This window comes from Agreia sp. Leaf210 (assembly GCF_001421485.1).
Lineage (GTDB): Bacteria > Actinomycetota > Actinomycetes > Actinomycetales > Microbacteriaceae > Agreia.
This window is the reverse complement of sequence record NZ_LMKK01000001.1, coordinates 654,035-680,189: the sequence shown is the minus strand read 5'-3', so window position 1 is coordinate 680,189 and position 26,155 is coordinate 654,035. Positions and strand designations below refer to the sequence as shown.

21 protein-coding genes, 1 tRNA gene and 1 other RNA gene are annotated in these 26,155 nt (G+C 66.9%); 18 read left to right on the top strand and 5 right to left on the bottom strand.

The window, feature by feature from the left end; all coding sequences use genetic code 11:
- The first annotated feature begins 12 nt into the window (after positions 1 to 12).
- Both ASE64_RS03200 and ASE64_RS03195 read left to right on the top strand, forming a co-directional pair.
- A complete protein-coding gene (locus ASE64_RS03200) occupies positions 13 to 963 on the top strand; it encodes a 3-hydroxyacyl-CoA dehydrogenase family protein (protein WP_055775784.1) in 951 nt (316 codons plus the stop codon).
- A gap of 80 nt (positions 964 to 1,043) precedes the next feature.
- Positions 1,044 to 1,131: transfer RNA gene (locus ASE64_RS03195), tRNA-Ser, on the top strand.
- Between the two features lie 74 nt (positions 1,132 to 1,205).
- Here the strand turns inward: ASE64_RS03195 and ASE64_RS03190 are convergent.
- Positions 1,206 to 1,859 carry an SDR family oxidoreductase gene (locus ASE64_RS03190; RefSeq protein ID WP_055775780.1) on the bottom strand — a complete coding sequence of 218 codons (654 nt, stop codon included), beginning with the start codon at positions 1,857 to 1,859 and terminating at the stop codon, positions 1,206 to 1,208.
- Between the two features lie 53 nt (positions 1,860 to 1,912).
- On the opposite strand from ASE64_RS03190, the gene ffs reads away from it, so the two are divergent.
- The 7 genes from ffs to ASE64_RS03165 all read left to right on the top strand — a co-directional run bounded on the left by ffs (position 1,913) and on the right by ASE64_RS03165 (position 8,044).
- An RNA gene (ffs, locus tag ASE64_RS17045) (signal recognition particle sRNA small type) lies at positions 1,913 to 2,009 on the top strand.
- 165 nt (positions 2,010 to 2,174) lie between these two features.
- Positions 2,175 to 2,807 carry a SipW-dependent-type signal peptide-containing protein gene (locus tag ASE64_RS03185; RefSeq protein WP_082465858.1) on the top strand — a complete coding sequence of 211 codons (633 nt, stop codon included), beginning with the start codon at positions 2,175 to 2,177 and terminating at the stop codon, positions 2,805 to 2,807.
- A gap of 2 nt (positions 2,808 to 2,809) precedes the next feature.
- Positions 2,810 to 3,481 carry a SipW-dependent-type signal peptide-containing protein gene (locus ASE64_RS03180; protein WP_055775777.1) on the top strand — a complete coding sequence of 224 codons (672 nt, stop codon included), beginning with the start codon at positions 2,810 to 2,812 and terminating at the stop codon, positions 3,479 to 3,481.
- Positions 3,478 to 4,089: a signal peptidase I gene (locus ASE64_RS17310; RefSeq protein ID WP_156351620.1), complete on the top strand. Its 612-nt coding sequence runs from the start codon at positions 3,478 to 3,480 to the stop codon at positions 4,087 to 4,089. The genes ASE64_RS03180 and ASE64_RS17310 overlap by 4 nt, the downstream gene beginning before the upstream one ends.
- Positions 4,089 to 4,607: a hypothetical protein gene (locus ASE64_RS17305; protein ID WP_156351619.1), complete on the top strand. Its 519-nt coding sequence runs from the start codon at positions 4,089 to 4,091 to the stop codon at positions 4,605 to 4,607. Before ASE64_RS17310 ends, ASE64_RS17305 begins: the two co-directional genes overlap by 1 nt.
- Positions 4,608 to 4,712: 105 nt before the next feature.
- Positions 4,713 to 6,863: a phosphate acetyltransferase gene (gene pta, locus ASE64_RS03170; RefSeq protein ID WP_055775772.1), complete on the top strand. Its 2,151-nt coding sequence runs from the start codon at positions 4,713 to 4,715 to the stop codon at positions 6,861 to 6,863.
- The gene (locus tag ASE64_RS03165; protein WP_055775769.1) at positions 6,860 to 8,044 is read left to right on the top strand and encodes an acetate/propionate family kinase; all 1,185 of its coding nucleotides are present in this window, start codon (positions 6,860 to 6,862) and stop codon (positions 8,042 to 8,044) included. Before pta ends, ASE64_RS03165 begins: the two co-directional genes overlap by 4 nt.
- A 44-nt stretch (positions 8,045 to 8,088) precedes the next feature.
- Here ASE64_RS03165 and ASE64_RS03160 read toward each other — a convergent pair whose 3' ends face one another.
- Positions 8,089 to 10,776, bottom strand: coding sequence for a helix-turn-helix transcriptional regulator (locus tag ASE64_RS03160; protein ID WP_055775766.1), 2,688 nt, complete (start codon positions 10,774 to 10,776; stop codon positions 8,089 to 8,091).
- Positions 10,777 to 10,959: 183 nt separating this feature from the next.
- Entirely contained in the window at positions 10,960 to 11,376 is a 417-nt protein-coding gene (locus ASE64_RS03155; RefSeq protein ID WP_055775763.1) for a GNAT family acetyltransferase, read from the bottom strand.
- 85 nt (positions 11,377 to 11,461) lie between these two features.
- On the opposite strand from ASE64_RS03155, the gene ASE64_RS03150 reads away from it, so the two are divergent.
- The 4 genes from ASE64_RS03150 (at position 11,462) to ASE64_RS03135 (ending at position 17,398) form a co-directional block, all read left to right on the top strand.
- The gene (locus tag ASE64_RS03150; protein WP_055775760.1) at positions 11,462 to 13,741 is read left to right on the top strand and encodes a DNA polymerase III subunit gamma and tau; all 2,280 of its coding nucleotides are present in this window, start codon (positions 11,462 to 11,464) and stop codon (positions 13,739 to 13,741) included.
- Complete coding sequence (gene recR / locus ASE64_RS03145) at positions 13,742 to 14,341, top strand: recombination mediator RecR (RefSeq protein WP_055775757.1); 600 nt, start codon at positions 13,742 to 13,744, stop codon at positions 14,339 to 14,341. It abuts the gene before it with no gap.
- A 2-nt stretch (positions 14,342 to 14,343) separates the two neighbouring features.
- The gene (locus tag ASE64_RS03140) at positions 14,344 to 16,041 is read left to right on the top strand and encodes a bifunctional 3'-5' exonuclease/DNA polymerase (RefSeq protein WP_235480477.1); all 1,698 of its coding nucleotides are present in this window, start codon (positions 14,344 to 14,346) and stop codon (positions 16,039 to 16,041) included.
- Between the two features lie 61 nt (positions 16,042 to 16,102).
- Positions 16,103 to 17,398 (top strand): aspartate kinase, encoded by a 1,296-nt coding sequence (locus tag ASE64_RS03135; RefSeq protein ID WP_055775754.1) that lies wholly within the window; start codon positions 16,103 to 16,105, stop codon positions 17,396 to 17,398.
- Between the two features lie 85 nt (positions 17,399 to 17,483).
- Here the strand turns inward: ASE64_RS03135 and ASE64_RS03130 are convergent, their stop codons facing one another.
- Positions 17,484 to 18,608 (bottom strand): hypothetical protein, encoded by a 1,125-nt coding sequence (locus ASE64_RS03130; protein ID WP_156351617.1) that lies wholly within the window; start codon positions 18,606 to 18,608, stop codon positions 17,484 to 17,486.
- Between the two features lie 271 nt (positions 18,609 to 18,879).
- Here ASE64_RS03130 and ASE64_RS03125 point away from each other — a divergent pair, with 271 nt between their 5' ends.
- Entirely contained in the window at positions 18,880 to 19,947 is a 1,068-nt protein-coding gene (locus tag ASE64_RS03125) for an aspartate-semialdehyde dehydrogenase (RefSeq protein WP_268750557.1), read from the top strand.
- A 71-nt stretch (positions 19,948 to 20,018) separates the two neighbouring features.
- Complete coding sequence (locus ASE64_RS17730) at positions 20,019 to 20,648, top strand: DUF1707 SHOCT-like domain-containing protein (protein ID WP_055775748.1); 630 nt, start codon at positions 20,019 to 20,021, stop codon at positions 20,646 to 20,648.
- On the opposite strand, the gene ASE64_RS03115 is transcribed toward ASE64_RS17730, so the two are convergent.
- A complete protein-coding gene (locus tag ASE64_RS03115; protein ID WP_055775745.1) occupies positions 20,645 to 22,222 on the bottom strand; it encodes a chitinase in 1,578 nt (525 codons plus the stop codon). The two genes, ASE64_RS17730 and ASE64_RS03115, sit on opposite strands and share 4 nt — an antisense overlap.
- A gap of 98 nt (positions 22,223 to 22,320) precedes the next feature.
- On the opposite strand from ASE64_RS03115, the gene ASE64_RS03110 reads away from it, so the two are divergent.
- Genes ASE64_RS03110 through ASE64_RS03100 form a run of 3 tightly spaced genes read left to right on the top strand, consistent with a single transcriptional unit; the run spans position 22,321 to position 26,087 of the window.
- Complete coding sequence (locus ASE64_RS03110; protein ID WP_082465855.1) at positions 22,321 to 24,663, top strand: glycosyltransferase family 2 protein; 2,343 nt, start codon at positions 22,321 to 22,323, stop codon at positions 24,661 to 24,663.
- 5 nt (positions 24,664 to 24,668) lie between these two features.
- Positions 24,669 to 25,373 carry an SGNH/GDSL hydrolase family protein gene (locus ASE64_RS03105; protein ID WP_055775742.1) on the top strand — a complete coding sequence of 235 codons (705 nt, stop codon included), beginning with the start codon at positions 24,669 to 24,671 and terminating at the stop codon, positions 25,371 to 25,373.
- A 48-nt stretch (positions 25,374 to 25,421) separates the two neighbouring features.
- The gene (locus tag ASE64_RS03100; protein ID WP_326938944.1) at positions 25,422 to 26,087 is read left to right on the top strand and encodes a response regulator transcription factor; all 666 of its coding nucleotides are present in this window, start codon (positions 25,422 to 25,424) and stop codon (positions 26,085 to 26,087) included.
- Positions 26,088 to 26,155: the final 68 nt, after the last annotated feature.

The following is a 26,155-nucleotide window of genomic DNA, read 5'->3' as shown; positions in this document are numbered from 1 at the left end:
AGGAGAGACATCATGATCAGAACCGTCGCCGTCATCGGCTCCGGATACATGGGCGGAGGGATCGCCCAGGTGCTGGCCCTCGCCGGCGCCTCGGTACGTCTGGCCGACATCTCAGAGGAGATCGCCGCGAGGAATCTCGCGCGCATCATCTCCGAGGCGGCGCAATTCGAGGCGGAGGGCCTGTTTCCCGACGGGGCCGCCGCCACCATCGAACGAAATGTCGTCGCAGCGGAGTCGATCGAGGCCGCGGTCGGCGGAGTCGACTTCGTCGAAGAGGCCGTGCCCGAGATCCTAGCGGTCAAGCACGAGACGCTCGCGCGGATCAGCGCGGCCGCCGACGCCACGACGATCATCGGCAGCAACACATCGACGATCTCGATCAACGCTCTCGCCGAGGCCGTGGTCGCTCCCGAGCGCTTCGTCGGCATCCACTTCTCGAACCCCGCGCCGTTCATCCCCGGAGTCGAGTTGATTCCGCACGAACTGACGGACGCCTCGATTCTGCCGCCGGTCGAAGAGCTGCTCGAGGCCGCCGGAAAGTCGAGTGCGCGCATCACCGATTCCACCGGATTCGTGCTCAACCGCCTGCAGTACGCCCTCTTTCACGAGGCGACCCAACTCGTCGAGGAGGGCGTGGCGACGCCAGAGGACATCGACACCATCGTGCGCACGACCTTCGGATTCCGACTGCCCTTCTTCGGGCCGTTTCTCATCGCCGACATGGCAGGACTCGACGTGTACTCGTTCTGCTACACCTCGCTGCAGACTCGCTTCGACGAGCGGTTCGCGACACCGAAGATCCTGAGCGACCTGGTCGACGCCGGCAGGCTGGGAACGAAGACCGGTGGCGGCTTTATCGACATCGCGGCCGACAGGACACCCGAGCTCGTCGCGTACCGAAACAGGGCCTACGTGAAGATGCAGCAATTGCTCGACGAACTCGGCCCTGCCCCGACCGCCTGAACGAGATCCGACGCTCGACGCGAGAGAGCGCGCGATCGATGTGCTCGATCGGTTAGGATAGTCAGGTTCGTACGAACAGAGGTGGCGTACTCAAGCGGCCGAAGAGGCACGCTTGGAAAGCGTGTATAGGGCAACCTATCGAGAGTTCGAATCTCTCCGCCACCGCCAATACCCCTGATCGAAGCAGTAAATGCCTCGATCAGGGGTTTGTGCGTTCGGGGGTCTTCTCGGGCGAGAGGGCGTCAGTAACGCGCCATCGTGAGCGCCTCGGCGACGGGGTCGTCGCCCTCGATCGCCTCGAACTGCGCGTGCAGGCCGACGCCGTCGACCAGGCTGCAGAACACGAGGGCGGCCACATCGGCGCGGGGGATCGACCCGCGGCCCGTGCTCTCGGCGAGGTGCACCAGGCCGGTTCCGGGATCGTCGGTCAGGGCACCCGGCCTGATGATCGTCCAGTCGAGGTCGCGCTGGCGCACGGCCGAATCGGCCTCGCTCTTCGCACGCAGGTAGACCTGGAAGACGTCGTCGGAGTCCGGCTCGAACGAGTCCGCAGACATGGCCGAGATCATCACGTAACGACGGATACCGGCGAGCACGGCCGCATCGGCGAGCAGCACGGCCGCATCCCGGTCGACGGTGAGCTTGCGATCCGCTCCCGAATCGGGGCCGGCGCCGGCCGCGAACACCACGGCATCCACCCCGGCGAGATCGGCGGCGAGCGTCTCGGCCGACACCTGCTCGAGGTCGAGAACGACGGGGATGCCGCCGGCCACGAGCAGATCGGCCGCGTGGTCGGGGTTACGGATGAGGCCGACGGCTTCATGGCCGGCATCGCTGAGGAGTTTCTGGAGGATCAGGGCGATCTTGCCGTGACCGCCCGCAATTGCAATACGCATGCGTCAAGTACACCTCAGGTCGCGTTGAGCACACAACCTCGCGTAAAGTGGTTGACGGCTCCCCGCGTGGCGCCATCCAGGCCAACTCCCCCAGGACGGAAACGTAGCAAGGGTAACCGGGCTCTGGCGGGTGCGCGGGGGGTCTTTTCTTTTGTGCCAGTACTACTGGGGCCCGAGACGGCGACTACTGGAATGTCGGCCTCTCTCTGCTGGACATCACGCATTCGTGGTGTCCGCCGCTCTTTCTCGTTCCACCATGTCGGAATCAGGCCGTTCGTTACGGCAACCGATCCGGGGGACTCGAGGGGCACCGACATGAGCACATCAATCAGCGAGCGCGAGAAGACAGAGCACACGAGAAAGCGTGCGGGGATCGTTCGAGCCATACTCGCGGGTGGGCTCGTGCTCGGAGTCGGGGCCGCGGTCACCCTCGCGGCGTGGAACGACTCGGAGTTCGCCACCGGCGCCTTCGGGGCCGGTTCGTTCAACCTCGAGGGACAGGAGACGATCGCAGCCGGGTTCAGCGACCACGAGACAGCACCCGGTGCGCCGCTCGCGTTCGTCGTCGAGCCGCTCAACCTCGCTCCGGAGGATGTCGTGTACGCGCCGTTCGCGGTGCGCCTCGATGCCGACACCACGGCCGACGCCGTCATCACCCTCAGCAGCACGGGTGCGGGACCCAACGTGGCCAATCTCACGTACGAGGTGTTGACGACCACAGACTTCGAGTGCGACGCCGACACGACGGGCGACGTGCTGGTCGCGGCCGGCGCCGTGCCGACGACCGCGGGTGCCGCGACATTCAGCCTGGCCGAGGGCGCCGGCGCCGTCGCGGGAGCTCCGGTCAACCTCTGCCTCATCGTGACCGCGGGCGCCGGCCTCATCGAGGGAGCCGACGCGACGGTGACCTGGCAGTTCGCCGCCGAGTCGGTCTCGGACAACGACTGAGCATGACGCGCCGCTCACACGCGCGCCGGGCTGAGGATCGTCGTCGACGCTTCGCGCGCATCAGGGCGATCCTGGCCGGCGGGCTCGTGCTCGGCGTGGGAGGTTCGCTGACCATGGCGGCCTGGGCCGACAGCGAATTCGGCCAGGCTACGTTCACGGCTAGCCGTTTCGACACCGAATCGTCGATCAACTCCGGCACGAGCTGGGCGGATTCCACAGCCGCCGCTCCGCTGAGCTTCGCGTTCCCGGCGGGAGGGATGTCTCCGACCACGGTCAAGTACGCACCCTTCTGGGTACGCACCAAGGCGCTGTCGCTCGATGGCACGCTCGCTCTGCAGCCCCCCACGAACGGCAACGCGGCGCTCGCGGGTGCCATGCGCTACCGCGTGGTGCGCTATCCCGTCGGGGCGACGTGTGGTGCGGCTCTGTTCCAGGCAGGAGCGAATCCTGCCCCGACGTCGTTCATCGTAGGTACCGCGGGGGCCGCGGGATCGACAGCCACGAGCGTGGCCCTCACCAGCGCGGTCGCCCTGCCGACCACATCGGTCGCCGCCAATCAGGGGGCGGCGACTCAGTTCTGCTTCGAGGTGTCGATGAACTCCGACGCGGCGAACGAACTGCAGGGCCAGAGCGTGACGGCCGTCTGGGAAGTCAAGGCGAGCTCGAGCTCATGACCGCGACTCTGACGACAATTCAGGACGAGGGCGAGGCCGACGCGAACGAGCGGACAGCGTCGCCCACGCGCCGGCGTGGGGCGGTGCGTGAAGTGCTTCTGAACATCGCGGCCGTGCTGGGCGCTGTCTGTATCGCGCTCACTCTCGCCGCGCTCATCTTCGACATCACGCTCATCATGTTCAAGACCGGCTCGATGTCGCCCACCATCCCCGCCGGCTCGCTTGCCATCGTGCGCGAGATCCCGGCATCCGAGGCCCGCGTCGGTGACGTCGTGACCGTCGATCGGCCCGGCCAGCTGCCGGTCACGCACCGGGTGGTCGCCGCGGAGCCGGGCGCCGACGGGCAGAGCGTCTTGACGCTGCGCGGAGATGCCAACCCCGTCGACGATCCCGCCCCGTACACCGTGTCGACCGTGCGCCTGGTCATGGCATCGATTCCCGGGCTCGCCGTCGCCGTCGTGGCGATGTCGAACCCGCTCGCGCTCGGTGCCGTCACCGTCGCGGTCGCGTCGTTCATCACCTGGTACTTCTGGCCGCGTTCCGCACGGCGTGGACGACGAGCGCGAGGCCGGCACGGGGCACGCTCGTTCGGAGGGAGCGTCGCCTGATGCGCCGCGGCAGCCGAATCGTGGCTCTGATGCTGGGCGTGACTCTCGTCGCGGGGTGGGGCGCGAGTCACCTCGAGCACACGGAGGCGGCGTGGAGCGACCGCGAGACGGCCAATGCCACTCTGGTCGCTATGACCATTCCGAAGCCCGTCGTTCAGAGCTGCGTGCTTACGAGCGGTCTTCTCGGCGCGAACCCGGTGGTCACCGTGAAATGGAACTTCCCCGCCGGAACCGGCTACGTGGTGCCCGCGAACGTCGCCTACGGGGTCTCGGAAGGCGCAGTGTTGTCGAACGTCACGGTGGCGCTTCTCGGCCAAGGAGTAACCACCAGCGGGCCAGCTGCCGGAACCTACACCACTACGTTCAGCGGATCCCTGCTGGGGGGTCTTCTGGGAGGCAGCTACGGCCTGTACTTGCAGACCGCCGACGGGACCGGATGGCGGTCCGCATGGTCGGGATCGACCGCCTCCATGGGTCTGCTCGGAGCCAATCCCACCTGCAGCCCGAACCCGGTCTAATTTGGTCTGCACGTCCTCCCGATGTGGACTTCCTCCCCAGAGAATGACAGGGCGAGCGAATAGGGTTAGGAGCGCCTAAGCAACCACGAGTTCGAAGGATCCTAAGTGTCGAGAAGCATCTACGTCGCCTCAGCCGAAGGCCACTCCGGAAAGTCCACGATCGCTCTGGGCGTGCTCGACACGCTGTGCCATTCGCTGCAGAGAGTCGGAGTCTTCCGACCGATCGCCCGTTCCGTGGCCGAGCGCGACTACGTGCTCGAGATGCTGCTGGCGCACGACGGGGTCGAGCTGAGCTACGAGCAGACCATCGGTGTCACCTACGACGACGTGCACAACGACCCGGATGCCGCCCTGTCGCTCATCGTCGAGCGCTACAAGGCGGTCGAGCGCGAGTGCGACGCGGTGGTCATCCTCGGCTCCGACTACACCGACGTCGGCAGCCCCTCCGAACTCTCGTTCAATGCGCGCGTCGCGGCGAACCTCGGTGCCCCCGTTCTGCTGGTGCTCGGAGGCCGTAAGGGCCAGGGATCGTCCGAGACGCTCGGCTACTCCGAATCGCGAACGCCCGACGACATGCGCCAGCTCACCGAGCTCGCCCAGGTCGAGCTCAAACTGGCGCACGCCACCCTGCTCGGCATCGTGTCGAACCGCGCCGATCCCGAACGGCTCGACGAGATCCGGGATGCGATCGGTTCCGCCATCGACGGCCCCGCATCCGTTCCCATCTGGGCCATTCCCGAAGACCGGGTGCTTGTCGCTCCCACCATGCAGCACCTCGTGGAGGCCACCGCCGGCTCGCTGCTCTCCGGTGACCCGAGCCTTCTCAACAGAGAGGCGCTGGGTGTGGTCGTCGCCGGGATGTCGATGGTCAACGTGCTTCCGCGCCTCACCGAGAGCGCCGTCGTCGTGATACCCGCCGACCGCTCGGAGGTGCTGCTCGCGGTTCTCATGGCCAACGCCTCGGGCACGTTCCCGTCGCTCAGCGGCATCATCCTGAACGGCGGATTCGAGCTGCCCGAGCCGATCACGCGGCTGATATCTGGTCTCGACTCGACCCTGCCGATCGTGACGACCGACCTCGGAACCTACGACACGGCGCTGCGCATCACGTCGACTCGGGGGCGCCTGGCCGCGGATTCCCAGCGCAAGTACGACAGCGCCCTGGCTCTGTTCGAGCAGCACGTCGACGGCGCGAAGCTGCTCGAGCTGCTCGACGTGAGCTCGTCGACCGTGGTCACACCGCTCATGTTCGAGTACGGGCTCATCGATCAGGCCCGCCACGTTCGCCGTCACATCGTGCTGCCCGAGGGTGACGACGACCGCGTTCTGAAGGCCGCGAGCACCGTTCTCGCCCGGGGCATCGCCGAGCTCACCATCGTGGGGGACGAAGACGAGGTGCGCACGAGGGCAGCGGGGCTGGGTCTCGATCTCGAGGGCGCCCACATCGTGAGTGTGTTCGACGAGCAGTACCGCCAGCCGTTCGCCGAGGAGTACGCCCGACTGCGCGCGCACAAGGGGATCACCGTCGAGCAGGCGCGCGACACTGTCACCGACGTGTCGTACTTCGGCACCATGATGGTGAAGCTGGGCCTCGCCGACGGCATGGTCTCGGGAGCGGCCCACACCACGGCACACACCATCCGCCCTGCGTTCGAGGTCATCAAGACCCAGCCCGGCGTATCCGTGGTCTCGAGCGTGTTTCTCATGGCGCTCGCCGACCGGGTGCTGGTCTACGGAGACTGCGCCGTCATCCCCGATCCCACGGCCGAGCAGTTGGCCGACATCGCCATCTCGTCGAGCGCAACGGCGACCCAGTTCGGTGTCGACCCGCGCATCGCGATGCTCTCCTACTCGACCGGAACATCGGGCTCGGGCGCGGAGGTCGAGAAGGTGCGCGCGGCGACCGGCTTCGTGCGGGAACGCCGACCGGATCTGCTCGTGGAAGGGCCCATCCAATACGATGCCGCAGCGGATGCCGCAGTGGCGGCCACGAAGATGCCCGAGAGCCAGGTGGCGGGTCGCGCCACGGTCTTCATCTTCCCCGACCTCAACACGGGCAACAACACCTACAAGGCGGTGCAGCGCAGCGCCGGGGCCGTCGCCATCGGCCCCGTCCTGCAGGGACTCAACAAGCCCATCAACGATCTCTCGCGCGGCGCACTCGTGGCCGACATCGTGAACACCATCGCCATCACGGCGATCCAGGCGGCGGCGCAGCCCGTCGAAGCCGTCGCAACCGAAGGAGCATCCGCATGAGCGCGATCCTCGTGGTGAACTCTGGTTCGTCGTCGTTCAAGTACCAGCTCATCGAGATGACGACCGAGGAGGTGCTGGCCTCCGGCCTCGTCGAGCGCATCGGCGACGAGACCGGGCACTCCAAGCACAGCAACGCGCAGGGGACGAGCGAGCTCGACCTCCCCATCCGCGATCACTCGCAGGGTTTCCAGGTGATGCTCGATGCGTTCCGGGCGAACGGACCGTCGCTCGACGAGCATCCGCCCGTCGCCGTCGGCCACCGCGTCGTGCACGGGGGAAAGCGGTTCTTCGAGGCGACGATCGTCACCGACCTCGTGAAGATCAATATCGAAGACCTCGCCGACCTCGCTCCGCTGCACAACCCGGCGAACCTGCAAGGTATCGACGCGGCGCAGAAGGCGTTTCCCGACGTGCCCCACGTCGCCGTCTTCGACACCGCATTCCACTCCACGCTCTCGCCTGCCGCGTACACCTACGCGATCGACAAGGCCCTCGCCGATCAACACCGCATCCGGCGCTACGGCTTTCACGGAACCTCGCACAAGTTCGTCTCCGAGGCGGCGGCGGAGTTTCTCGGCCGCCCGCTCGACGACACGAAGACGATCGTGCTGCACCTCGGCAACGGCGCATCGGCCTGCGCCGTCTCCGATGGCAAGTCGGTGGAGACGTCGATGGGTATGACCCCGCTCGAGGGCCTCGTCATGGGCACGCGCTCGGGCGATCTCGATCCCGCCGTGCTGTTCCACCTGCACCGCAAGACGGGCCAGACCTTCGACGATCTCGACACCCTGCTCAATCGCGGCAGCGGCATCCTGGGTCTGTCGGGCCACGGCGACATGCGTGACATGATCGCGGCGGCGAAGTCGGGCGACGCCGATGCGAAGCCCGCTCTCGACGTCTACCTGCACCGCCTCAAGCAGTACGTGGGCGCCTACGCGGCGCACCTGGGGCGGCTCGATGCGATCGTCTTCACCGCAGGGGTGGGCGAGAACACGCCACTCATCCGTGCGGGCGCGCTGGAAGGCCTCGGCATCCTGGGCATCGAGATCGACGAGGAGCGCAACGCCTCGCCCGAGCGCGGTGCACGACTGATCTCGACGGATGCGTCGCGCGTGGCCGTGCTCGTGATCCCCACCAACGAGGAGTTGGAGATCGCGCGGCAGACGCTTGCCGTGATCTGACAGTCGCTCGCCGTGATCTGACGATCACACCGACGGCGGCCGCGTCATCCTCGCACGATCGACTTCAGCTGCGACCGGGGTATGGCACCGAGCTTCGCTCGTGCCTGCAGGATGTGCGACTCCACGGTACGCACGCTCAGATAGAGACGTGCGGCAATCTGGGCGTTGGTGAGTCCGTCGGCGGCGAGCGTGACCACCTCGAGCTCACGAGGAGTGAGCGCGGCGAGCCTTCGGGCTTCGAGTTCGTCCGTCGTGTGGGGGGTCGGGTCGTGCTGCTCTGAGGCTTCCTCGACCGGCTGCAGATCGGGGAGGCGGACACGAAGCGCGGCCGCTCGCGCGAGCGCCGCGTCGCGACGCCCGTCAGCTCCGGAGTCCGCGTGGATCGTCGCGGCAGTGGTGAACGAGAACACCGCCTCCCACCAGAACTCCAGTTCAGCCAACTCGGTGCCGATGCGTTCGAGCTCGTCGGCATCACCGCCGGCCGACGCGCGCAGGTGACCCTCGAGGAGTCGTGTCGATTCCCACATCTGCTGCTCGGGGAGCCTCTCGATGTCCGAGACCAGCCGCGCGGGATCCTCTCCGAGGGCAGCCGCGACGTGCAGCGGTCGCACGGCGAAGAAACGGGAGTCGGACCGGGCGTCTGCGATCGCTCGGCACACGGCCGCCGATCCGGCCAGGTCGCCGTCGAGGGCCTTCATCCGCGCACTGAGGTGGCTGGAGTACTGGGCGAGCCAGGGGGTGCTCTCCCGGATGATGGGGGAGATCTCGCGTTCCACGAGGAGTGCATCGTCGTAGCGGTGGAGGAGGGCCAACGCATTCGACCGGAGGATCTGCATCCAGGTCGTCCACTTGGTCTGGGTGCTGTACCCCACACGCTCGAGGGCTCTGGACAGCTCGTTCTCCGCTAGCTCTGCCTGTCCCTGCTCCAGGGCGAGGTGACCCGAGGCGAGGTTGGCCAGAGCCATGCCGAATTCGTCGGACGAATCGACGGTCCGCAGGGCGAACGACTCCAGTTCGCGCGCAAGACCGGCGCGGTCGTGACCGATGGCCCCGCGAACCAGAGCGGCCTGCATGACGAACTCGGTGATGACCCCGCTGCGGTCGCCGCGTTTGATGCCGCTGCACGCGGCGAAGGCCGGCGCGACCCTCGACCAGCCGAGGCTCAGAACGCGTTCGAATTTCGACGTCTCCCCGCGGTAGACGTAGCAGGGCATCAACTCGGTGATGGCTCGCAGAACGAATGGCGCCGACGAATCACGACCGTCGACGATGCGCTCCATCTCGTCGACGCCCTCGGCGTAGGAGCTGAACATCATGCGCGAGCGCGCCCTCGAGAACGCCGTCCATTCGTCGAGAACGGAGTCGACAGTGCCCCACGACCGGGCCTCCGCCTCGAGTCGATCAAGCCGCTCGGCCGACGTGCCCTGCCTGCCGAGGACCTGCATCCACCACGAGAGATAGAGGGCATCCTCCTTCGGATCGCCGTGCGGAACTCGGACGCGCTCGATGACGTCGACCGCCTCCTGGAACTTGCCCTGCCTCACCAGACAGCGTGAGAGCTGCTCGACCCCGTTGAGAGTCGGCTCGAAGCTGAGGGAACGATGAGCGAACATCCGGGCGGAGCCCGGCATCCCGTTTTCATTCGCGTGGCGTGCGGCACGCGCCATGAGGTCGGCGGCCTTGGCCGGTGACATGTCGTCGAGCGGATCGTGACTCGGATCGTTCAGCAGGTATTCGGCGACGAAGGCGCATTCCGCACCGGAGAGTTCGACGCCGGCCGCCGCGTCCTTGAGAAGCGCCAGTTCGACGACGTGGCGCGCCTCGAGCGGGTTCTCGCCCGCCTGGATGGCGAGAGCCGCCCGAGCGTAGAGCGAGCGGCCGACGACGCAGTCCGGGGTGCCGTGGTCATAGCTGACGAGGCCTCGGCGCAAGAGAGATCTGAGCGCCGTGCTGCCCACGAGTCTCGCCGCCCTCGCAAAGGGGGTCGACCCCAGCCGGGCGAGGGTCACGAGCGCGTACTCCTCTTCGGAACTCAGACCCTGCAGCAGAGGGCGAACGAAGTCGATGATGCGCGGAGACATGTACGACGGCCCCAGCAGCATGTTCTGCTGGCGAGCCGAGTAGGTTCCGCGGTACAACTCCTCGCGTGTCAACTCCTCGAGCAGTCGCGGGTTGCCTTCAGCGAGCAGCACGATGCGCGCCCTCGTGACGACGTCGACACGGTTCGGGCCGGCGATCGTCTCGACGATTGTGACGGCCTCGTCGTAGCCGACGCCGCTCAGGTCGACGCGCGGGATGCCTCTCTCCGTCCAGAGGAGCGTCAACTCGCGGCGGCTCTGCTCCGTGTCCGCCGCGGTGCAGGAGGAGACGCCGGAGTCGAGGGTGATGAGAACACTGCTGTCTGGAGCGGCCGCGAGATCGGCGAGCCGGCGGATGTCATCGATCCCGAGAAGGTGCGCGTCCTCGATGATCAGCAAGCCCGCATGCGTGTTCATGTGATCGAGCAGCTGGTCAGCGCGCAGACGTGCGCACGTCACCGTCTCGACCGTGCGGCCTCGCGCTCCGACTGCCGCTGCGCATGCACGGGCAGCCCAGCTCTTGCCCATGCCGGCGGGGGCGGCCACGATGACCGAGCCACCCTCGAGGACGATCGCCGAGGCCTGGGCTATTTCGGCCTCGCGGTGCTCGCCGACCGACTCGGCGAACGTGCGCAACTCGGATTTGTAGGCCACATATCTGTGGTCCGCCCTCCGGCTCATGTGTGCACCCCCATGCATGATCCCCTACGACCCGTTTTTGTTTTATTGAGCCTACGTCGAGAAAGATCTCAGAGTCTCGGTACCGACTACTGAGTTGTGAGACACGGTGTCCCAGTAGTGGGCGCCTCAGTAGTGCGTCCGCGGGTCGAGGCCTCGTCAGTCGGCGATGAGGCGCTTTCCGTAACTGACGGCCGCATCTTCGGTGTATCCGAGGTGCTCGTAGAACGCGCGCACCTCTGCGTTGTCGCTCCGGATCTGAAGATTGACTTTCGGGCAGCCGAGTTCGACGAGCAGCCGCTCGGCCTCCTCCATCATGCGGCGGCCGTAGTCGAGACCTCGCGCCCCCGGGGAGACGGCGAGGTAGTTGACCCACCCGCGGTGACCGTCGTATCCCACCATGGCCGCCGCGATGACGGCACCGTCGGTCTCGCCGACGAGAAAGAGCTCGGGCTGCACCGTGAGCTTGCGCTCGATGTCTTTTCGGGGGTCGTTCCAGGGTCGAACGAGCCCGGCGACGCGCCAGAGTTCGATGACGGCGTCGGTGTCGGCGGGGTCGAATGGGCGTATTTTCATTCCACCATCCTGCCGGGTGGCGGCCCTGCCCACAGGCACCGGATGCGACGGGCACGGTGTCGGTGGCGACCGTTACGATTGCTGCATGGTCACCGCCCTCTACCGCCGCTATCGACCTGAGGCGTTCGCCGAGATGATCGGCCAGTCGCAGGTGACCGATCCGCTCATGACGGCGCTCCGCACCAACAGGGTCAACCACGCCTATCTCTTCTCTGGTCCCCGCGGCTGCGGCAAGACCACCTCGGCGCGCATCCTCGCTCGCTGCCTCAACTGCGCAGAGGGTCCGACAGACACCCCGTGCGGCGTGTGCCCCAGCTGCGTCGAACTCGGCCGCGACGGCGGGGGTTCGCTCGATGTGGTCGAGATCGATGCCGCGAGCCACAACGGCGTCGACGACGCACGCGACATCCGTGAGCGGGCCGTCTTCGCCCCCGCGCGCGACCGCTTCAAGATCTTCATCCTCGACGAGGCGCACATGGTCACGCCGCAGGGCTTCAACGCGCTGCTCAAGATCGTCGAAGAGCCGCCGGAACACGTCAAGTTCATCTTCGCCACCACCGAGCCCGACAAGGTCATCGGCACCATCCGCTCGCGCACGCATCACTACCCCTTCCGGCTCGTGCCGCCCGCTCAACTGCTCGAGTACGTGCAGCAGTTGTGCGACAGCGAGGGCATGCAGGTCGCGCCGGGTGTGCTGCCGCTCGTCGTGCGCGCCGGTGGCGGTTCGCCCCGCGACACGCTGTCGCTCCTCGACCAGCTCATGGCGGGCTCCGAGAACAACACCGTCGAGTACGAGCGCGCCGTTGCGCTGCTCGGCTACACCCACTCCGCTCTTCTGGGCGAGGTGATCGACGCCATCGGTGTGCGTGACGCGGCGGCGGCTTTCGGCGCGGTCGACCGCGTCATCCAGACAGGCCAAGACCCGCGCCGCTTCGTCGAAGACCTGCTCGAGCGCCTGCGCGACATCATCATCGTCAGTGCCACGACCAGCATCGAGGCCGCCGGGGCGGTCTTGCGAGGCGTTCCCACCGACGAACTGCAGGCCATGCACCACCAGGCGCAGCAGTTCGGCCACGCCGAACTCTCGCGAACGGCCGACATCGTCAACGCAGCTCTCACCGAGATGACCGGTGCCACCAGCCCGCGTCTTCATCTCGAGTTGATGGTGGCCCGCGTTCTCGTTCCCGCCAGCGACGACACCGAGCGCGGGTCTCTTGCCCGTATCGAGCGCCTCGAGCGTCGCGTCGGCGTCGAGACGACCGATGCTCCGCGTGCCGCCGCGGCCCCGGCTGCAACCGCGCCCGTGTCATCCCCTCCTGCCGCTGCAGCGATCGGTCGGCAGGCCGAGCCGGCGCCGCAGGTCGCCAGAGAGCCCGTCGCGCAGCTCACCCCGGAGCCCATGTCCGCCCCGGCCTCGTCCGCTCCCGAGCCCGTCGCTGCCCCCGCAGCTGAGGCCAGAGAGACAGCCCCGGCGCCGTCGGCATCGCCAGCTACCAGCTCGACCCCCACGCCCGCCGAGCCCGAGCCTCCGGTGCGTGCCGCCGTTCCGGCCGGGCCCGTCAGCCTGCAGCAGGTTCGCGACACGTGGCCCGAAATTCTCGAGGCGGTGCAGAAGACCAAGCGCAGTGCATGGCTCGTCGTGTTCACCGCCACAGTGCGCGCGTTCGAGAACGATGTGCTCACCCTCGCGTTCCCCAGCGAGAACGACGTCAACCAGTTCAAGCAGCAGCAGGCCCCGGGCCAGGGCGTCAGCGAGATCCTGCGCCAGGCGATCCTCGATCTGCTCGGTGTGCGCGTCAAGTACATCGCCCGCGTCGAGCACCCCGGCGCTGCTGCCGCACCCCAGGGCAACGCGGCTCGGTCGCCGGAGCCCACGCCTGCGCGTCCACCCGCATCCGAGCCGGCGGCTCGCCCGACGGCGACACGTTCCGAGGCGCCGAGCGCGCCGCAGCAGCCCGCCGAGGTCACCAGCTCCTGGGCCGTCGTCGCCATCCCGCAATCCGATCCCGCGCTCGACCCGGCGGCCGAGCCGGTGCCCGAAGAAGACCGCGAGCCCGAGCCCGACTTCGCAGAGCCCGCGTTCAGGCCGACGCAGGCCGCCGCAGCATCCGCCCCGAGGCAGGCACCCGTGCCGGCGTCGTCATCGGCTTCCACGCCATCATCGGCGCAAGCGTCCGAGTCGCCATCTGTTCCCACGTTCACCCGGGGTCGTCCAGAGACGCCTCCGGCCCGTCCTGCCCCCGTCGCGACGACCGACTCCGGCCGTCAGCGCTACGGCGAGGCCGTCGTGCGTGAGATCCTGGGCGCCAATTTCATCGAGGAGCAGCCCGTTGCTCCTCGCAACCCGCAGAGAAGCGACGGCTAAGTGTACGAAGGCATCGTCCAAGAGCTCATCGACGAGTTGGGCAGGCTTCCGGGCATCGGTCCCAAGTCGGCGCAGCGCATCGCATTCCACATTCTCCAGACAGAGTCGTTCGACGTCTCCCGTCTTGCCGAGGTCCTCATCGAAGTGCGCGACAAGGTGCATTTCTGCTCGATCTGCGGAAACGTCTCGGAGCAGGAGACCTGCTCCATCTGCCGCGATCCTCGGCGCCAGCAAACCGTTATCTGCGTGGTCGAAGAGGCCAAAGACGTCGTCGCCATCGAGCGCACACGAGAGTTCAGAGGGCTCTATCACGTGCTCGGCGGTGCCATCAGCCCCATCGACGGCATCGGTCCCGATAATCTGCGCATCCGCGAACTCATGCAGCGCCTGGCCGACGTCAACATCACCGAGGTCATCATCGCCACCGACCCCAATCTCGAGGGCGAGGCGACGGCCACGTATCTCTCCCGCTTGCTGAACACGCTGCAGATCCGGGTCACCCGCCTCGCATCCGGGCTCCCGGTCGGAGGCGATCTCGAGTACGCCGACGAAGTCACCCTCGGCCGTGCCTTCGAGGGGCGTCGGCTCGTCGAGAGCTGATCGTGCACATCGCGGTCAGCGCGGCCGCCGGCACCGACGCAGACGAGGCTGTGACGCTCACCGAGCTCGACGAGGCGGGCAGGCTCCTCGGCCAGCCCGAAACGGTGTCGCGCGACGAGTTCGCGCGCGCTGTGGCACAGCGCGAAGAGCAATCGCCGCGCTGGGTCTGGGACGACACGCGACGCTGGTACCCGGGGTTGCTCGACGCGGGTGTCGAGGTCGAACGCTGCATCGACCTGCGCCTGTGCCACACCATTCTGCGCAACGCGGCGGCGACCGCGGAGTCTGAGCTCGCCCTCGCGCCGGCCTCGTCGTGGGACGCGCCGAGCAGCTGGGCCGAGCATGGCGAGACCGACACGCTCTTCGACCTCGGCGTGCAACGCGGGCGCGACGACGCCGCGGGCGCCGACCCCGTCGAGGAGTTCCGCCTGCAGCGCGCGGCCGTCGCCGGCACCGCCGATCCCAATCGCCTATCGCTGCTGCTCGCGGCCGAATCGGCCGGCAGCCTCATAGCGATCGAGATGCAGTTCGCCGGTCTGCCTTGGAACGCGTCCCGGCACAACGAGTTGCTCGTCGAGCTGTTGGGAGAGCGCCCGCCTGCCGGGCAGCGGCCGGCCCGCATGCACGAGTTGCTCCTCGAGATCCGCGCTGCCATCGACGATCCGACGGCGAACCCCGATTCACCCGTCGAGCTGGTCAAGTCGCTCCGTCGCGCGGGAGTCGATGTCTCGAGTACGAACCGCTGGGAACTCGCGCGCCACGAGCATCCGGTCATCGAACCCCTGCTGGCGTACAAGAAGCTGTCACGACTGCTCACGGCCAACGGCTGGAACTGGATCGACACGTGGGTCGAGGGCGGCCGGTTCCGCCCTGTCTACGTGCCCGGCGGAGTCGTCACCGGCCGCTGGGCGGCCGACGGCGGGGGAGCGCTTCAACTGCCCCACCAGGTTCGCGGCGCCGTCATCGCAGACCCGGGGTGGATGTTCGTGGTCGCCGATGCCGCGCAACTCGAGCCGCGCATCCTCACGGCCATGTCGGGCGATCGAGCGATGGCCCTCGCTGGGCGTGATCGCGACCTCTACGACGGCATCGTCGCATCCGGCGCTGTCGAGACGAGGGCCGCGGCCAAGGTCGGAATGCTCGGCGCGATGTACGGCGCGACGACGGGTGAGAGCGGTCGTATGCTGCCGAGGCTCGCGCGCTCCTACCCCAGCGCCATCCGGTTCGTCGAGGAGGCGGCACGGTTGGGCGAAAGCGGAGCCGTGGTGTCGACCCACCTGGGGCGCACATCTCCCCACCCCTCGCCCGAATGGCGGGAGCTGCAGGACGACGCGCGTCAGGAAGGCGCGAGCGAGGCTGTTCAGGCCCGCGCGAAGACCGCGAGGCGCAGCTGGGGCCGCTTCACGCGCAACTTCGTCGTACAGGGCACGGCCGCCGAGTGGGCACTCGCCTGGATGGCGGGGCTTCGGCGCAGGCTGGCTCTGTCAGGCGCGCAGGCCGCCCTTCGCCAACGACCCCACCTCGTCTTCTTTCTGCACGACGAGATCGTGGTGCACGCGCCCGCCGACCAGGCTGAGGCGGTGGCACGTGAGGTGCGCGAGTCGGCGGCCGAGGCCGGGCGGCTTCTGTTCGGATCGGCGCCGGTGCAGTTTCCGGTGAGTGTCGCGATCGTCGGCAGCTACGACGAGGCCAAGGGCTGACCCCTGTCGACCGCTAAGATTGCTCGCTGAACCCATCCAGCGCCATTTCAGGAGTGTTTACGTGAGCTTGATCGTGCAGAAGTACGGCGGATCATCGGTTTCCGATGCCGAGAGCATCAAGCGCGTCGCCAAGCGCATCGTCGAGACGCGCAAGGCGGGCAACGATGTCGTCGTGGCCGTCTCTGCCATGGGCGACACGACCGACGAGCTGCTCGATCTGGCTCACGCGGTCACGCCGATGCCGGCACCGCGCGAGCTCGACATGCTGCTGAGCGCGGGGGAGCGCATCTCGATGGCGCTCCTCGCTATGGCCATCAAGAGCCTGGGCCACGAGGCGCGCTCGTTCACCGGCAGCCAGGCCGGCATGATCACGGATGCCCGGCACGGCTCCGCGCGCATCGTCGACGTCACCCCGGTGCGGCTCCGCGAGGCGCTCGACGAGGGAGCGATTGCGATCGTCGCCGGCTTCCAGGGATTCAACCGCGACACCAAAGACATCACGACGCTCGGCCGGGGTGGCTCCGATACCACCGCCGTGGCGTTGGCCGCGGCGCTCAATGCCGACGTGTGCGAGATCTACACCGATGTCGACGGCATCTTCACCGCGGACCCCCGCGTGGTTCCCAAGGCGAAGAAGATCGACCGCATCACGAGCGAAGAGATGCTCGAGCTGGCCGCCAACGGTGCGAAGGTGCTCTACATCCGAGCGGTCGAATACGCCCGTCGGCACGGCGTCACCCTTCATGTGCGCTCGTCGTTCAACAACAACGAGGGCACCATCGTCTACAACCCAACGGAGACCCCGCAAGAGGGCCTCCCCACAGAGAGCGAGAATGCCGTGGAAGAGCCACTCATCGCCGGAGTCGCGACAGACCTGGGCGAAGCTAAGATCACCGTCGTTGGAGTCCCCGACATTCCGGGCAAGGCGGCGCAGATCTTCAACCTCGTCGCGAAGACGGGCGCGAACATCGACATGATCGTGCAGAACGTGTCGGCGGCGTCGACGGGTCTCACCGACATCTCGTTCACTCTGCCGAAGACCGAGGGCCAGACGGTTCTCACCGCCCTGCGCGCCGATCAGAGCGATGTGGGCTTCGTCGGCCTGCAGTACGATGACCAGATCGGCAAGCTCGCCCTCGTCGGTGCGGGCATGCGAACGAACGCCGGAGTCTCGGCGCGCCTGTTCACCGCGCTCTACGAGGCAGGGATCAATATCGAGATGATCTCGACGAGCGAGATCCGCATCTCGGTCGTGACGCGCGCCGACACCATCAATGATGCGCTCCGCGTCGTTCACACCGCTTTCGGTCTCGACGGAGACACCGAGGCCGTTGTGCACGGCGGAACGGGTCGCTGACCCGACGACGCCCTTCTCCCACTGACAGCAAACGGGCCGCCTCCCCGAAGGGAGACGGCCCGTTTGCCGTTGGAGGGTGCTTCGGCTACTCGGCGGTGCGGCGGCGTGCCACGACCGTGATGCCGAACGCGGCGATACCGGCGAGCAGCAATCCGAGACCGGAGGTGAGGAACAGCGGCGAGTCATCGAGACCCGTCGCGGCCAGGGACTTCGGGGTGGGTGCTGCCGGAGTCACCACAGCGGGGGCGTTCGGGTCGATGACCGAGATGTTCGCCTCACGCGTGGTCGTGCCGTCGGTGACGACGACGACGTAGACGCCGGCGGGGAGGACGCCCGACGAGATGGTGAAGTAGACGTTCTCCACCGTGAAGGCGCCGAGAGCGTCGGTGACGATCGGGCCGTCGGCGGAGGAGAAGCCGAACTCGGTTCCATCGGGAGCGCGGAAGCTGAGCGTGATCGGCGTGTTAGCCGCGAAGTCGGTGCCCGTGACCGTGAAGCCCTTGTCGGCGTTCGCCGCGTCGGCCTGGCTGATCGTGCTGGGCACGATCGTGACCTTCGCGTCGAGAGGAACGGCCGGCAGCGCGAACTGGTAGGTGTCGCCGAAGAGCGAGAACGAGCTGACGACAGCAGCCGTTCCGGCGGTCGTCAGAACGCCGGCGCCGAGCACATCGAAGTCGCCGAGCGCTGCGTCGAGCTGCGCGACGGTGAGGGTCGCCGTGCCGGCGGGGTAATTGGTTGCGTCGTCTCCGACGATCGCACTCGTCGTCGTCCAGGTGTCGAGGCTGCCGGCGACCGTCGGATAAAGCGTCGTGTAGCCGGTGCGCGTGCCTGGCTCGTTGAAGAGAGGAATCTGCAGGAAGACGTCGTCGCCGGTCTTCGAGACAGAAGCCCCATCGATGACCTCGGAGAAGCTGCCGGCGAGGCGGGCCGCGTCGTAGCCCTTGAGGATCTGGGAGATGCCCGAGATGTGCAGGCCATCGGCCTCGACCGTCTGCGCGTCGGCGGGTGCTGTTGCGTAGCCCTGGTGCCACTCGTCGTAGTTGTAGGCGGGGTCGGCAGGATCGGAGACCTCGGCCGGGAAGGCCTGTCCCTGCGGGACGAGAATCGTCGCTGCGGAGGCCGTGCCACCGACGAGGAGAGCCGAGCCGGCCACGAGTGCGGTGGCGGCCGTGATGGCCGCGCCGCGGAGGAGGGTGCTGCTGGATTTCACGGTGGTACTCATTTCTGCTCAGGTACCGCCAGAGCGACGGTGCTCGAAACCTTGGGATTAGCTGAGCATAGGCACGCCTTTCAGTAAATAACCAGTCCCTGCGCTAAAAAATGTCGCGATTGAGAGATCCTGGCATTGCATGCGGAGCCACGTCCCGCCGTCTGCATGCCTTGGTATCATTGGGCAACGTGGCATCGGGCCGCGTTATGCGCGCGTGAACCGCCCCTCCTACTGGGGGTGCCACGCGGCTGAGATATCTCAAGGACGTGTTGTGGCTGCACAGGCATTGAACGTTGGCGTTGTCGGAGCGACCGGACAGGTGGGCACCGTCATGCGCCGCCTGCTCGAGGAACGCGACTTTCCGATTGCGAGCATCCGCTTCTTCGCCACCGCGCGTTCGGCGGGAACGACACTCGAGTTCCGCGGCGAGCAGATCGTGGTCGAAGACACCGAGACCGCAGACCCCACGGGTCTCGACATCGCGCTCTTCTCGGCCGGAGCGACCGGCTCCCGTGCTCAGGCGCCGCGCTTCGCCGCCGCCGGTGTTCTCGTGATCGACAACTCCAGCGCCTGGCGCATGGATCCCGACGTTCCGCTGGTCGTGAGCGAGGTCAACCCGCACGCGATCGCCGACGCGCGCAAGGGCATCATCGCCAATCCGAACTGCACCACGATGGCGGCCATGCCCGTGTTGAAGGTGCTGCATGCCGAGGCCGGTCTGACGCGACTCATCGTCTCGACCTACCAGGCGGTATCGGGCAGCGGCCTCAAGGGTGCCGAAGAGCTGGCGGGCCAGGCGCGGGCCGCCGTCGCCGACCCCGACCTCCTGCAGCTCGTGCACCGCGGAGACGCGGTCTCGATGCCCGCTCCCCAGACCTACGTGCGGCCGATCGCGTTCGACGTCATCCCGCTCGCCGGCTCGATCGTCGACGACGGCCTCAATGAGACCGATGAAGAGAAGAAGCTGCGCAACGAGAGTCGCAAGATCCTCGAGCTGCCCGACCTGCTCGTGAGCGGCACGTGCGTTCGCGTTCCCGTGTTCACCGGCCACTCGCTCTCGATCAATGCCGAGTTCGCCGAGGCGCTGAGCCCGGAGCGTGCCACCGAACTCCTGTCGGCCGCTCCCGGCGTCGAGCTCTCCGATGTTCCGACGCCCCTGCAGGCCGCCGGCAACGACCCCAGCTACGTCGGTCGCATCCGTGCCGACGAGGGCGCCCCTGCAGGTCGCGGCCTCGCGCTCTTCATCAGTAACGACAACCTCCGCAAGGGTGCCGCCCTCAACGCCGTGCAGATCGCCGAGTACATCGCCGCGGATCGCTCGGTCGCCGTCTCCGTCTAGGGGTTCGCCGAGCCGCGCGCATCCGCTGCCGGGTGGATGCGCGCGCGGGCGCGCCTTGAGACAATGTTCGTATGAGCATTCCGGACTATTCGGGCAACCCCTCGTATCGCCTCAGCACGGCCGAGCGTGACCGCGCGGTCACCGAGCTGCGCCAGCACGTCGCCGAGGGGCGGCTGACAGAGGCCGAGTTCGCGGAGCGGAGCAAGGCTGCGCGCAACGCCGTGACGCGGGGCGACCTGGCGCCGTTGTTCGACGACCTTCCGGCGACCACCTTCCCTGCGTCGGTCGGTGAGGCGCCTCGGTCGGCGACGGTGCCGGAGCCAGTACCGGCACCAGCGCCGACGACTCCGGCTGCGCCCGCATCCGCACCGACGGCATATGCCGACCCACGTCCCACCGACGACATCCCGGTCTATGGTGCGCCCGAGGTTGAGCGTGTGGCGCCTCAGGCCATGACCCCGGCTTTCCAGCACCCGGCCGCGAGGGCGACCGAAGGCTGGAAGGATCCGCAGGCGAAGGAGCCGAGCCGTGTTGCGGCCACCGTGATGGCCATCGTGCCGTTCGTCTCGCTCGCCCTCTTCTTCGTCACCGGTAGTGGGTTCGGCTGGAGCTACAGCTGGCTGTGGTTCACGCTGATCCCGATCACCGGAATCATCGTCTACGGCCCGAACGGCAAGCCGGACCGCAAGCGCAAGCGCTAGCCGTCTGCGCCGGTTCCGACCGTGGGGATGCCGAGGATCGTGCGCACCTCGTTGTCGGTGAGGGCCCGCCACGGTGAGGCGTCCTGGTTGCTGCCGGATGCCTGCGGGCTGTCGCCCTGCGTCCACCACTTCGCCTCGTACGCTGCACCGTCGAACATCACGAAGTTGCCCTTCGTGTAGATGCTCGTGCCCTGCCACTCCGGGTAGGTCCCGGCTGGCAGCTCGGGAATCGGAACGGGCGTCTCGCCGGGAAGGACCGGTCCCACGAGCTCCCACGGCGTCTCGGATGCCTGAAGCACGGGGTTGTCGGGGATGTCGCCCTGGGTCCAGTACTTGGCGGTGTACACCTGGCGGTGCCAGACGACCTTCGTGTCTTTCGCGTACGCGGAGTCGGCGTCCCAGATCTGATACGGGCTCGTCTTCGCGTCGTCCGTGAGGTCTTCCGTGCTGGTCGGCACGGACGTGGTGACGGCTCCGGCGGCCGAGTCCGGCGAACCGGTCAGCGTGTCGCCGAGGAGTGCGGCGAACGAGAGATCGCCCTGGGCGACGCCGCTGCACGAGTCGCTCACCCGTGTGACGTCGGGGTAGTTCGAGCCGCAGGTGGTGTCGCGGTTGAGTGACCACAGCGATACGCGGGCGACGCCGTTCTTTATAGCGAAGGCGTTCAGTCCCTTGGCGTCATCGAGGGTGAAGATCTCGCCCGCCACGTCGTTCTGGCCGATCATCGGCGTGAGGCCGATCTTGTTCCATAGTTCGACGGGGCCGAGCGAGATACCCTGGCGGTCGTAGAGCGTGCGCAACTGGCTGTGCGTGGCGTTGGCGGCGTCGGTCGAGGCGTCGAGCATCGACTGCCCCTTCTCGCGGCTGCCGCCGAAGTCCATCGTCATCAGGTTGACCCCGGCCAGGTCGACACCGGCGTCGAGCATCCGGGTCACCTCGTCCGTACCATCCGTCGTGAGCCCCGACGGTGCGACGGGAAGGGTGAGCCACACGGCCAGGGGCGAGCTGGTGCCGGCCCGATCCTTCTGGATGCTCGCGATCGCGGCGGCGCGCCGTTCACCGGAGGCGGCGTCGGAGAGGTTGGTTCCCTCGATGTCGAGATCAATCGTGCTCAGGGAGTATCGGTCGATGACCGACTCGTAGGCCTTCTTCAGATCGTCGGGGTCGGTGCAGCCGGTCGACAGCTCGTCGTTGAGGAGGCCGCCGAACGACACGATCACGTCGCCGCCCTGCTGGTCGCGACGCGCGATGCGCCGGTCGAGGTCGAGGGCCTGATCGGCCTCGTCCATCGAGTAGTAGGTGCCCCACGAGGGGCTGCAGGGGTCGGTCTTGGATGCGACGACGAACGACAGCACGACGTTCGCGCCGGCCGAGTTGGCCGGGTTCTCGAACGCGAAGCTCGGCGTCGCCGTGACATCGACGTAGCCGGCCGTCCAGGCCTTCGTGGTCACGCTCGTCGCGTCTTGAAACCATCTCCAGCCCTGGAAGCCGGAGAAGACGAGTCCTGCAATGAGGAGGAAGACGCCGGACAACCGCACTATCGACAAGCGGCGCCCGGGAAAACGTGTAGACAAGAGTTCCCCTAAAAGTTGATCGGTACTCACTTTCGCACAAAAACGTGAGAGACTGTCAACTTTGTAGGGTATTGAGTACTTTTCTGGGGAGATTTGTCATGGGCGACGGAACGAAGAGCCGGCGACGGCAGTGGGGTTCTGAGCGACGCAGCGAGCCGCTGTCGATCGTTCACCCCAAGCCGAGCAAGCGCATGGTCACGACGGGCCGTCTCGCCATCGTCGCGACCGTCGGATTCTGGCTCGTCTACGTCATCACGACCGTCTTCCGCGAGCTGGTGAACAATCCGGGAGCCGGCTTCCGATTCACCGTCGAGGCCGTGAGCTACCTCATCGTCGTCACGATCCTCACGTTCTCCGCCTTGATGTACCTGCTCGCGCGACAGGGTGCGCTGTACCGGTTCCGCAGCCACGTTCGTGTGCCTCGCGGTGAGCTCGACCGGCACTTCGCCGAGTACACCGACGGCATCACGGTGCTGGTTCCGAGCTACGCCGAAGAGACCAACGTGGTGCGAGCCACTCTGTGGTCCGCCGCTCTGCAGGAGTTCCCCGACCTGCGGATCGTGCTGTTGCTCGACGACCCGCCCCACCCCACCGACCCGGAGAAGGCCGAGACGCTCGATGCGACCCGAGCACTCGCCGCACAGATCGAGGCGGCGCTGAGGATCCCGAGCGAGCGCTTCCTCGCCTCCGTCGACGCGTTGACGGAGAGGTTCGCCGACGGCGACGCGGTGACGCGTGACGACGTGCAAAGGCTCGTCGACGACTACGTCGCTGCAGCCGAGTGGCTCGAGGCGATGGCCGATACCGAACAGGTCGGTGATCACGTCGACGAGTTCTTCGTCGACCAGATCGTGATGGGCCTCGCTCGCGAGCTGAGGCTCACGATCGTCGCGCTCGGAGGCTCCCTCGATCAGTACTCGTACCCCGACTCGGATCGCCTGATCACCCTCGCGCTCCGTCTGTCTCGCATCTTCACCGCCAAACTGGACTACTTCGAGCGCAAGAAGTTCGCCTCGCTGTCGCACGAGGCCAACAAGGCGATGAACCTCAACTCGTACATCGGTCTGATGGGCCGCGCCTGGTCGACGGAAGAGACCGTCGACGGTGTCGTCCTCCGAGAGGCCGAGGACGGCGTTGCGGGAGACCTGGTCATCCCCGACACCACCTACCTGCTCACGCTCGATGCGGACTCGCTCCTGCTGCGCGACTACTGCGTGCGTCTCGTCTACCTCCTTGAGCAGCCCGAGAACGCTCGGGTGGCCGTGACGCAGACGCCGTACTCTGCGTTCCGCGGAGCCCCGACGCGGATCGAACGCGTCGCCGGTGCGACGACCGACCTGCAGCACATCCTCCATCAGGGCATGACGTACTACAACGCCACGTTCTGGGTGGGTGCGAACGCGGTCATCCGCAAGCGCGCTCTCGAAGACATCGTCGAGGTCGAGGTCGTCGCCGGCTTCGAGGTGAAGACCTTCATCCAAGACCGCACGGTCATCGAGGACACCGAGTCGAGCATCGACCTCGGAACCCACGGGTGGACTCTCGTGAACTACCCCGAGCGCCTCAGCTACAGCGCCACCCCTCCGGACTTCGGCTCGCTCATCGTGCAGCGTCGTCGCTGGGCGAACGGTGGACTGCTCATCCTTCCCAAGTTCTGGGATCAGCTCAGAGAGCGACGGTTCAACCGCGAACGTGTTCTGCTCAGCGAGATCCTGCTGCGCAGCAACTACATGGCATCGATCGCCTGGGCGAGCTTCGGCCTGTTGTTCCTGCTCGCGTACCCGTATGACAGTCGGCTCCTGAGCCCCTTCGTGTTCCTCGCCGCGCTGCCGTACTTCATCGCGATGGGCAGCGATCTGCGTTCGGCCGGACACCGCTTCAGCGACATCTTCCGCATCTACGGGTTCAACCTCGTGCTGCTCCCCGTCAACCTCGCCGGAGTCTTCAAGTCGTTCCAGCAGATGATCACCGGCGAGAAGATCCCGTTCGTGCGAACCCCGAAGGTGAAGAACCGCACGGCGGCACCGGCGCTCTACGTCATCACCCCCTACGTGATCGTGCTGTTCTCGCTCTTCACGCTCTATCGCGACATCGTCCTGCAGAACTGGGGCAACGCCCTGTTCGCGGCGTTCAACGCCGTCATGGCTGCGGGAGCGATCCGCGCCTACATCGGTCTCTGGAACTCGGCGGTCGATGTCTGGCTCGGATTCCTGAACTTCCTCTATGTCGACCGCAAGAAGAAGAAGGAACCCCAGCGTTCGCTCGTCGATCCGGATGCGCCGGTCGATTGGCAGACGATCCTGTACCACGGCGACCGTCGCCTGGGCCGTGACCTCCGCCAGTCGAAAGACCGTCGGCGAAGAATCGGCATCCGCAGCAGCTCCCCTCGGAGCCGGGTCAACTCAGGCAGCGCAATCCAGAACGCCGACCACTCCGAATAACCGCCATGACCCTGCGACGACCGACGATTCTGATCGTCGCGCTCGTCGCGCTGGCGGTCGTGATCGGAGGAGCAGTTGTGCACGCCTACCTGGGACCCCGGGCCGCGAGCGAGGCCGGTTCTCCGGCGGATACGGGTATCCCCGGTGCGCCCGTGGTGGCCTTCTACGGTGACTCCTACACCTTGGGAACCGGGGCGAGCGACCCGAGCAAGCGCTGGTCGAGCATCATCGCCGCAGAGCGAGGGTGGAACGAGTTCAACCCGAGCGTGAACGGTCTGGGGTTCGTGAACAACCGCGACCGGTTGTCGGCTGGAGACGATCTCGTCGACGCCGTCATCGCATCCGAGCCGGACATTCTGTTCGTGACAATGGGCCTCAACGACAACTTCTCGATGCCCGCGAGGTCGGACGAGGTGCACGCCGCCATCGTCGCCGACTTCACCAAACTCCGACGAGCCCTGCCCGAGACGCGCATCATCGTGGTCGAGCCGTTCTGGTACACCGACGAGCGACCGCAGAGCCTCACGACGATCAGCGAATGGGTCGCCGCTGAGGCGCGGGCTATCGGTGCCGAGAGCATCGAGGGTGCCTCCCATTGGATCGAAGGGCACCCGGAGTGGATGGCGGACGACGGGCTTCACCCGAACGACGAGGGGTACGCCGAGATGGCTCGACGTATGGACGAGGAGCTGGATCGACGTGGCCTGTAAACGCGCGAGACACACCCGGCGCACCCGTCGTCGAGCGAGTAGTGTGAGGTGACCGTGCGCCTCTGGGGGGAGTCTGCTTGTGCGCAAAAGCCTATTCAGGGGGAGAACGTGGAAGTGCAATCGACGGTGCGATCATGCAGAGTCGGAATTGTCGATGACCACGAGCTTCTCCTCGACGGTCTCACCATGTACATGCGCAGCAACGCGTCCGATCTCGATGTCGTCATCAGCGTCACGGGCTGGTTCGAGATGATCCGGCACCCCGCGTTCGCTCCTGACGTCGTGGTGATGGATCTGCAGTTGCAAGAACCGATCTCCATCGAGACGCGGGTCAGAACCTGCCTCGCGGCGGGTGCCCTCGTGGTGGTGGTCAGCGCGATCGACACCGATGAGATCCGTGAACGCTCGCTCGCGGCGGGCGCGTCGGCCTTCGTATCGAAGTCCTCGCCCGCAGATTCGGTCGTCGACGCGGTACGCACGGCCTGGTCGGATAGGCAGGGTGAAGCAGCCTTCGTCGACGTCGAGCTCGAGACCCTGCGTCTCTACGCCGACGGTCTAACCCCGGTCGATATCGGGCTGCAACTGGGCATACCGTTCGAGGTCGTCAAGAACAATCTGGCGCGCATCCGCGACCACTACGCGGCGACCGGACGCCCGACCCGATCCAAGCAGGATCTCATCCGTCGAGCGGCGGAAGACGGGCTCGTGTCCTGACCGCCCTGTCGCTCGGTACGGACGCCGAGGGTGTCTTCACCAGCCGCGCCCTCAGCCATGCGAGCGTC

Coding starts and splice junctions, on each gene's coding strand:
- ASE64_RS03150 (WP_055775760.1), top strand. CDS start 11,462: ATGGTCACCGCCCTCTACCGCCGCTATCGACCTGAGGCGTTCGCCGAG.
- ASE64_RS03110 (WP_082465855.1), top strand. CDS start 22,321: ATGGGCGACGGAACGAAGAGCCGGCGACGGCAGTGGGGTTCTGAGCGA.
- ASE64_RS03185 (WP_082465858.1), top strand. CDS start 2,175: ATGAGCACATCAATCAGCGAGCGCGAGAAGACAGAGCACACGAGAAAG.
- ASE64_RS03155 (WP_055775763.1), bottom strand. CDS start 11,376: ATGAAAATACGCCCATTCGACCCCGCCGACACCGACGCCGTCATCGAA.
- ASE64_RS17305 (WP_156351619.1), top strand. CDS start 4,089: ATGCGCCGCGGCAGCCGAATCGTGGCTCTGATGCTGGGCGTGACTCTC.
- ASE64_RS03190 (WP_055775780.1), bottom strand. CDS start 1,859: ATGCGTATTGCAATTGCGGGCGGTCACGGCAAGATCGCCCTGATCCTC.
- ASE64_RS17730 (WP_055775748.1), top strand. CDS start 20,019: ATGAGCATTCCGGACTATTCGGGCAACCCCTCGTATCGCCTCAGCACG.
- ASE64_RS03200 (WP_055775784.1), top strand. CDS start 13: ATGATCAGAACCGTCGCCGTCATCGGCTCCGGATACATGGGCGGAGGG.
- ASE64_RS03105 (WP_055775742.1), top strand. CDS start 24,669: ATGACCCTGCGACGACCGACGATTCTGATCGTCGCGCTCGTCGCGCTG.
- ASE64_RS03180 (WP_055775777.1), top strand. CDS start 2,810: ATGACGCGCCGCTCACACGCGCGCCGGGCTGAGGATCGTCGTCGACGC.
- ASE64_RS03165 (WP_055775769.1), top strand. CDS start 6,860: ATGAGCGCGATCCTCGTGGTGAACTCTGGTTCGTCGTCGTTCAAGTAC.
- ASE64_RS17310 (WP_156351620.1), top strand. CDS start 3,478: ATGACCGCGACTCTGACGACAATTCAGGACGAGGGCGAGGCCGACGCG.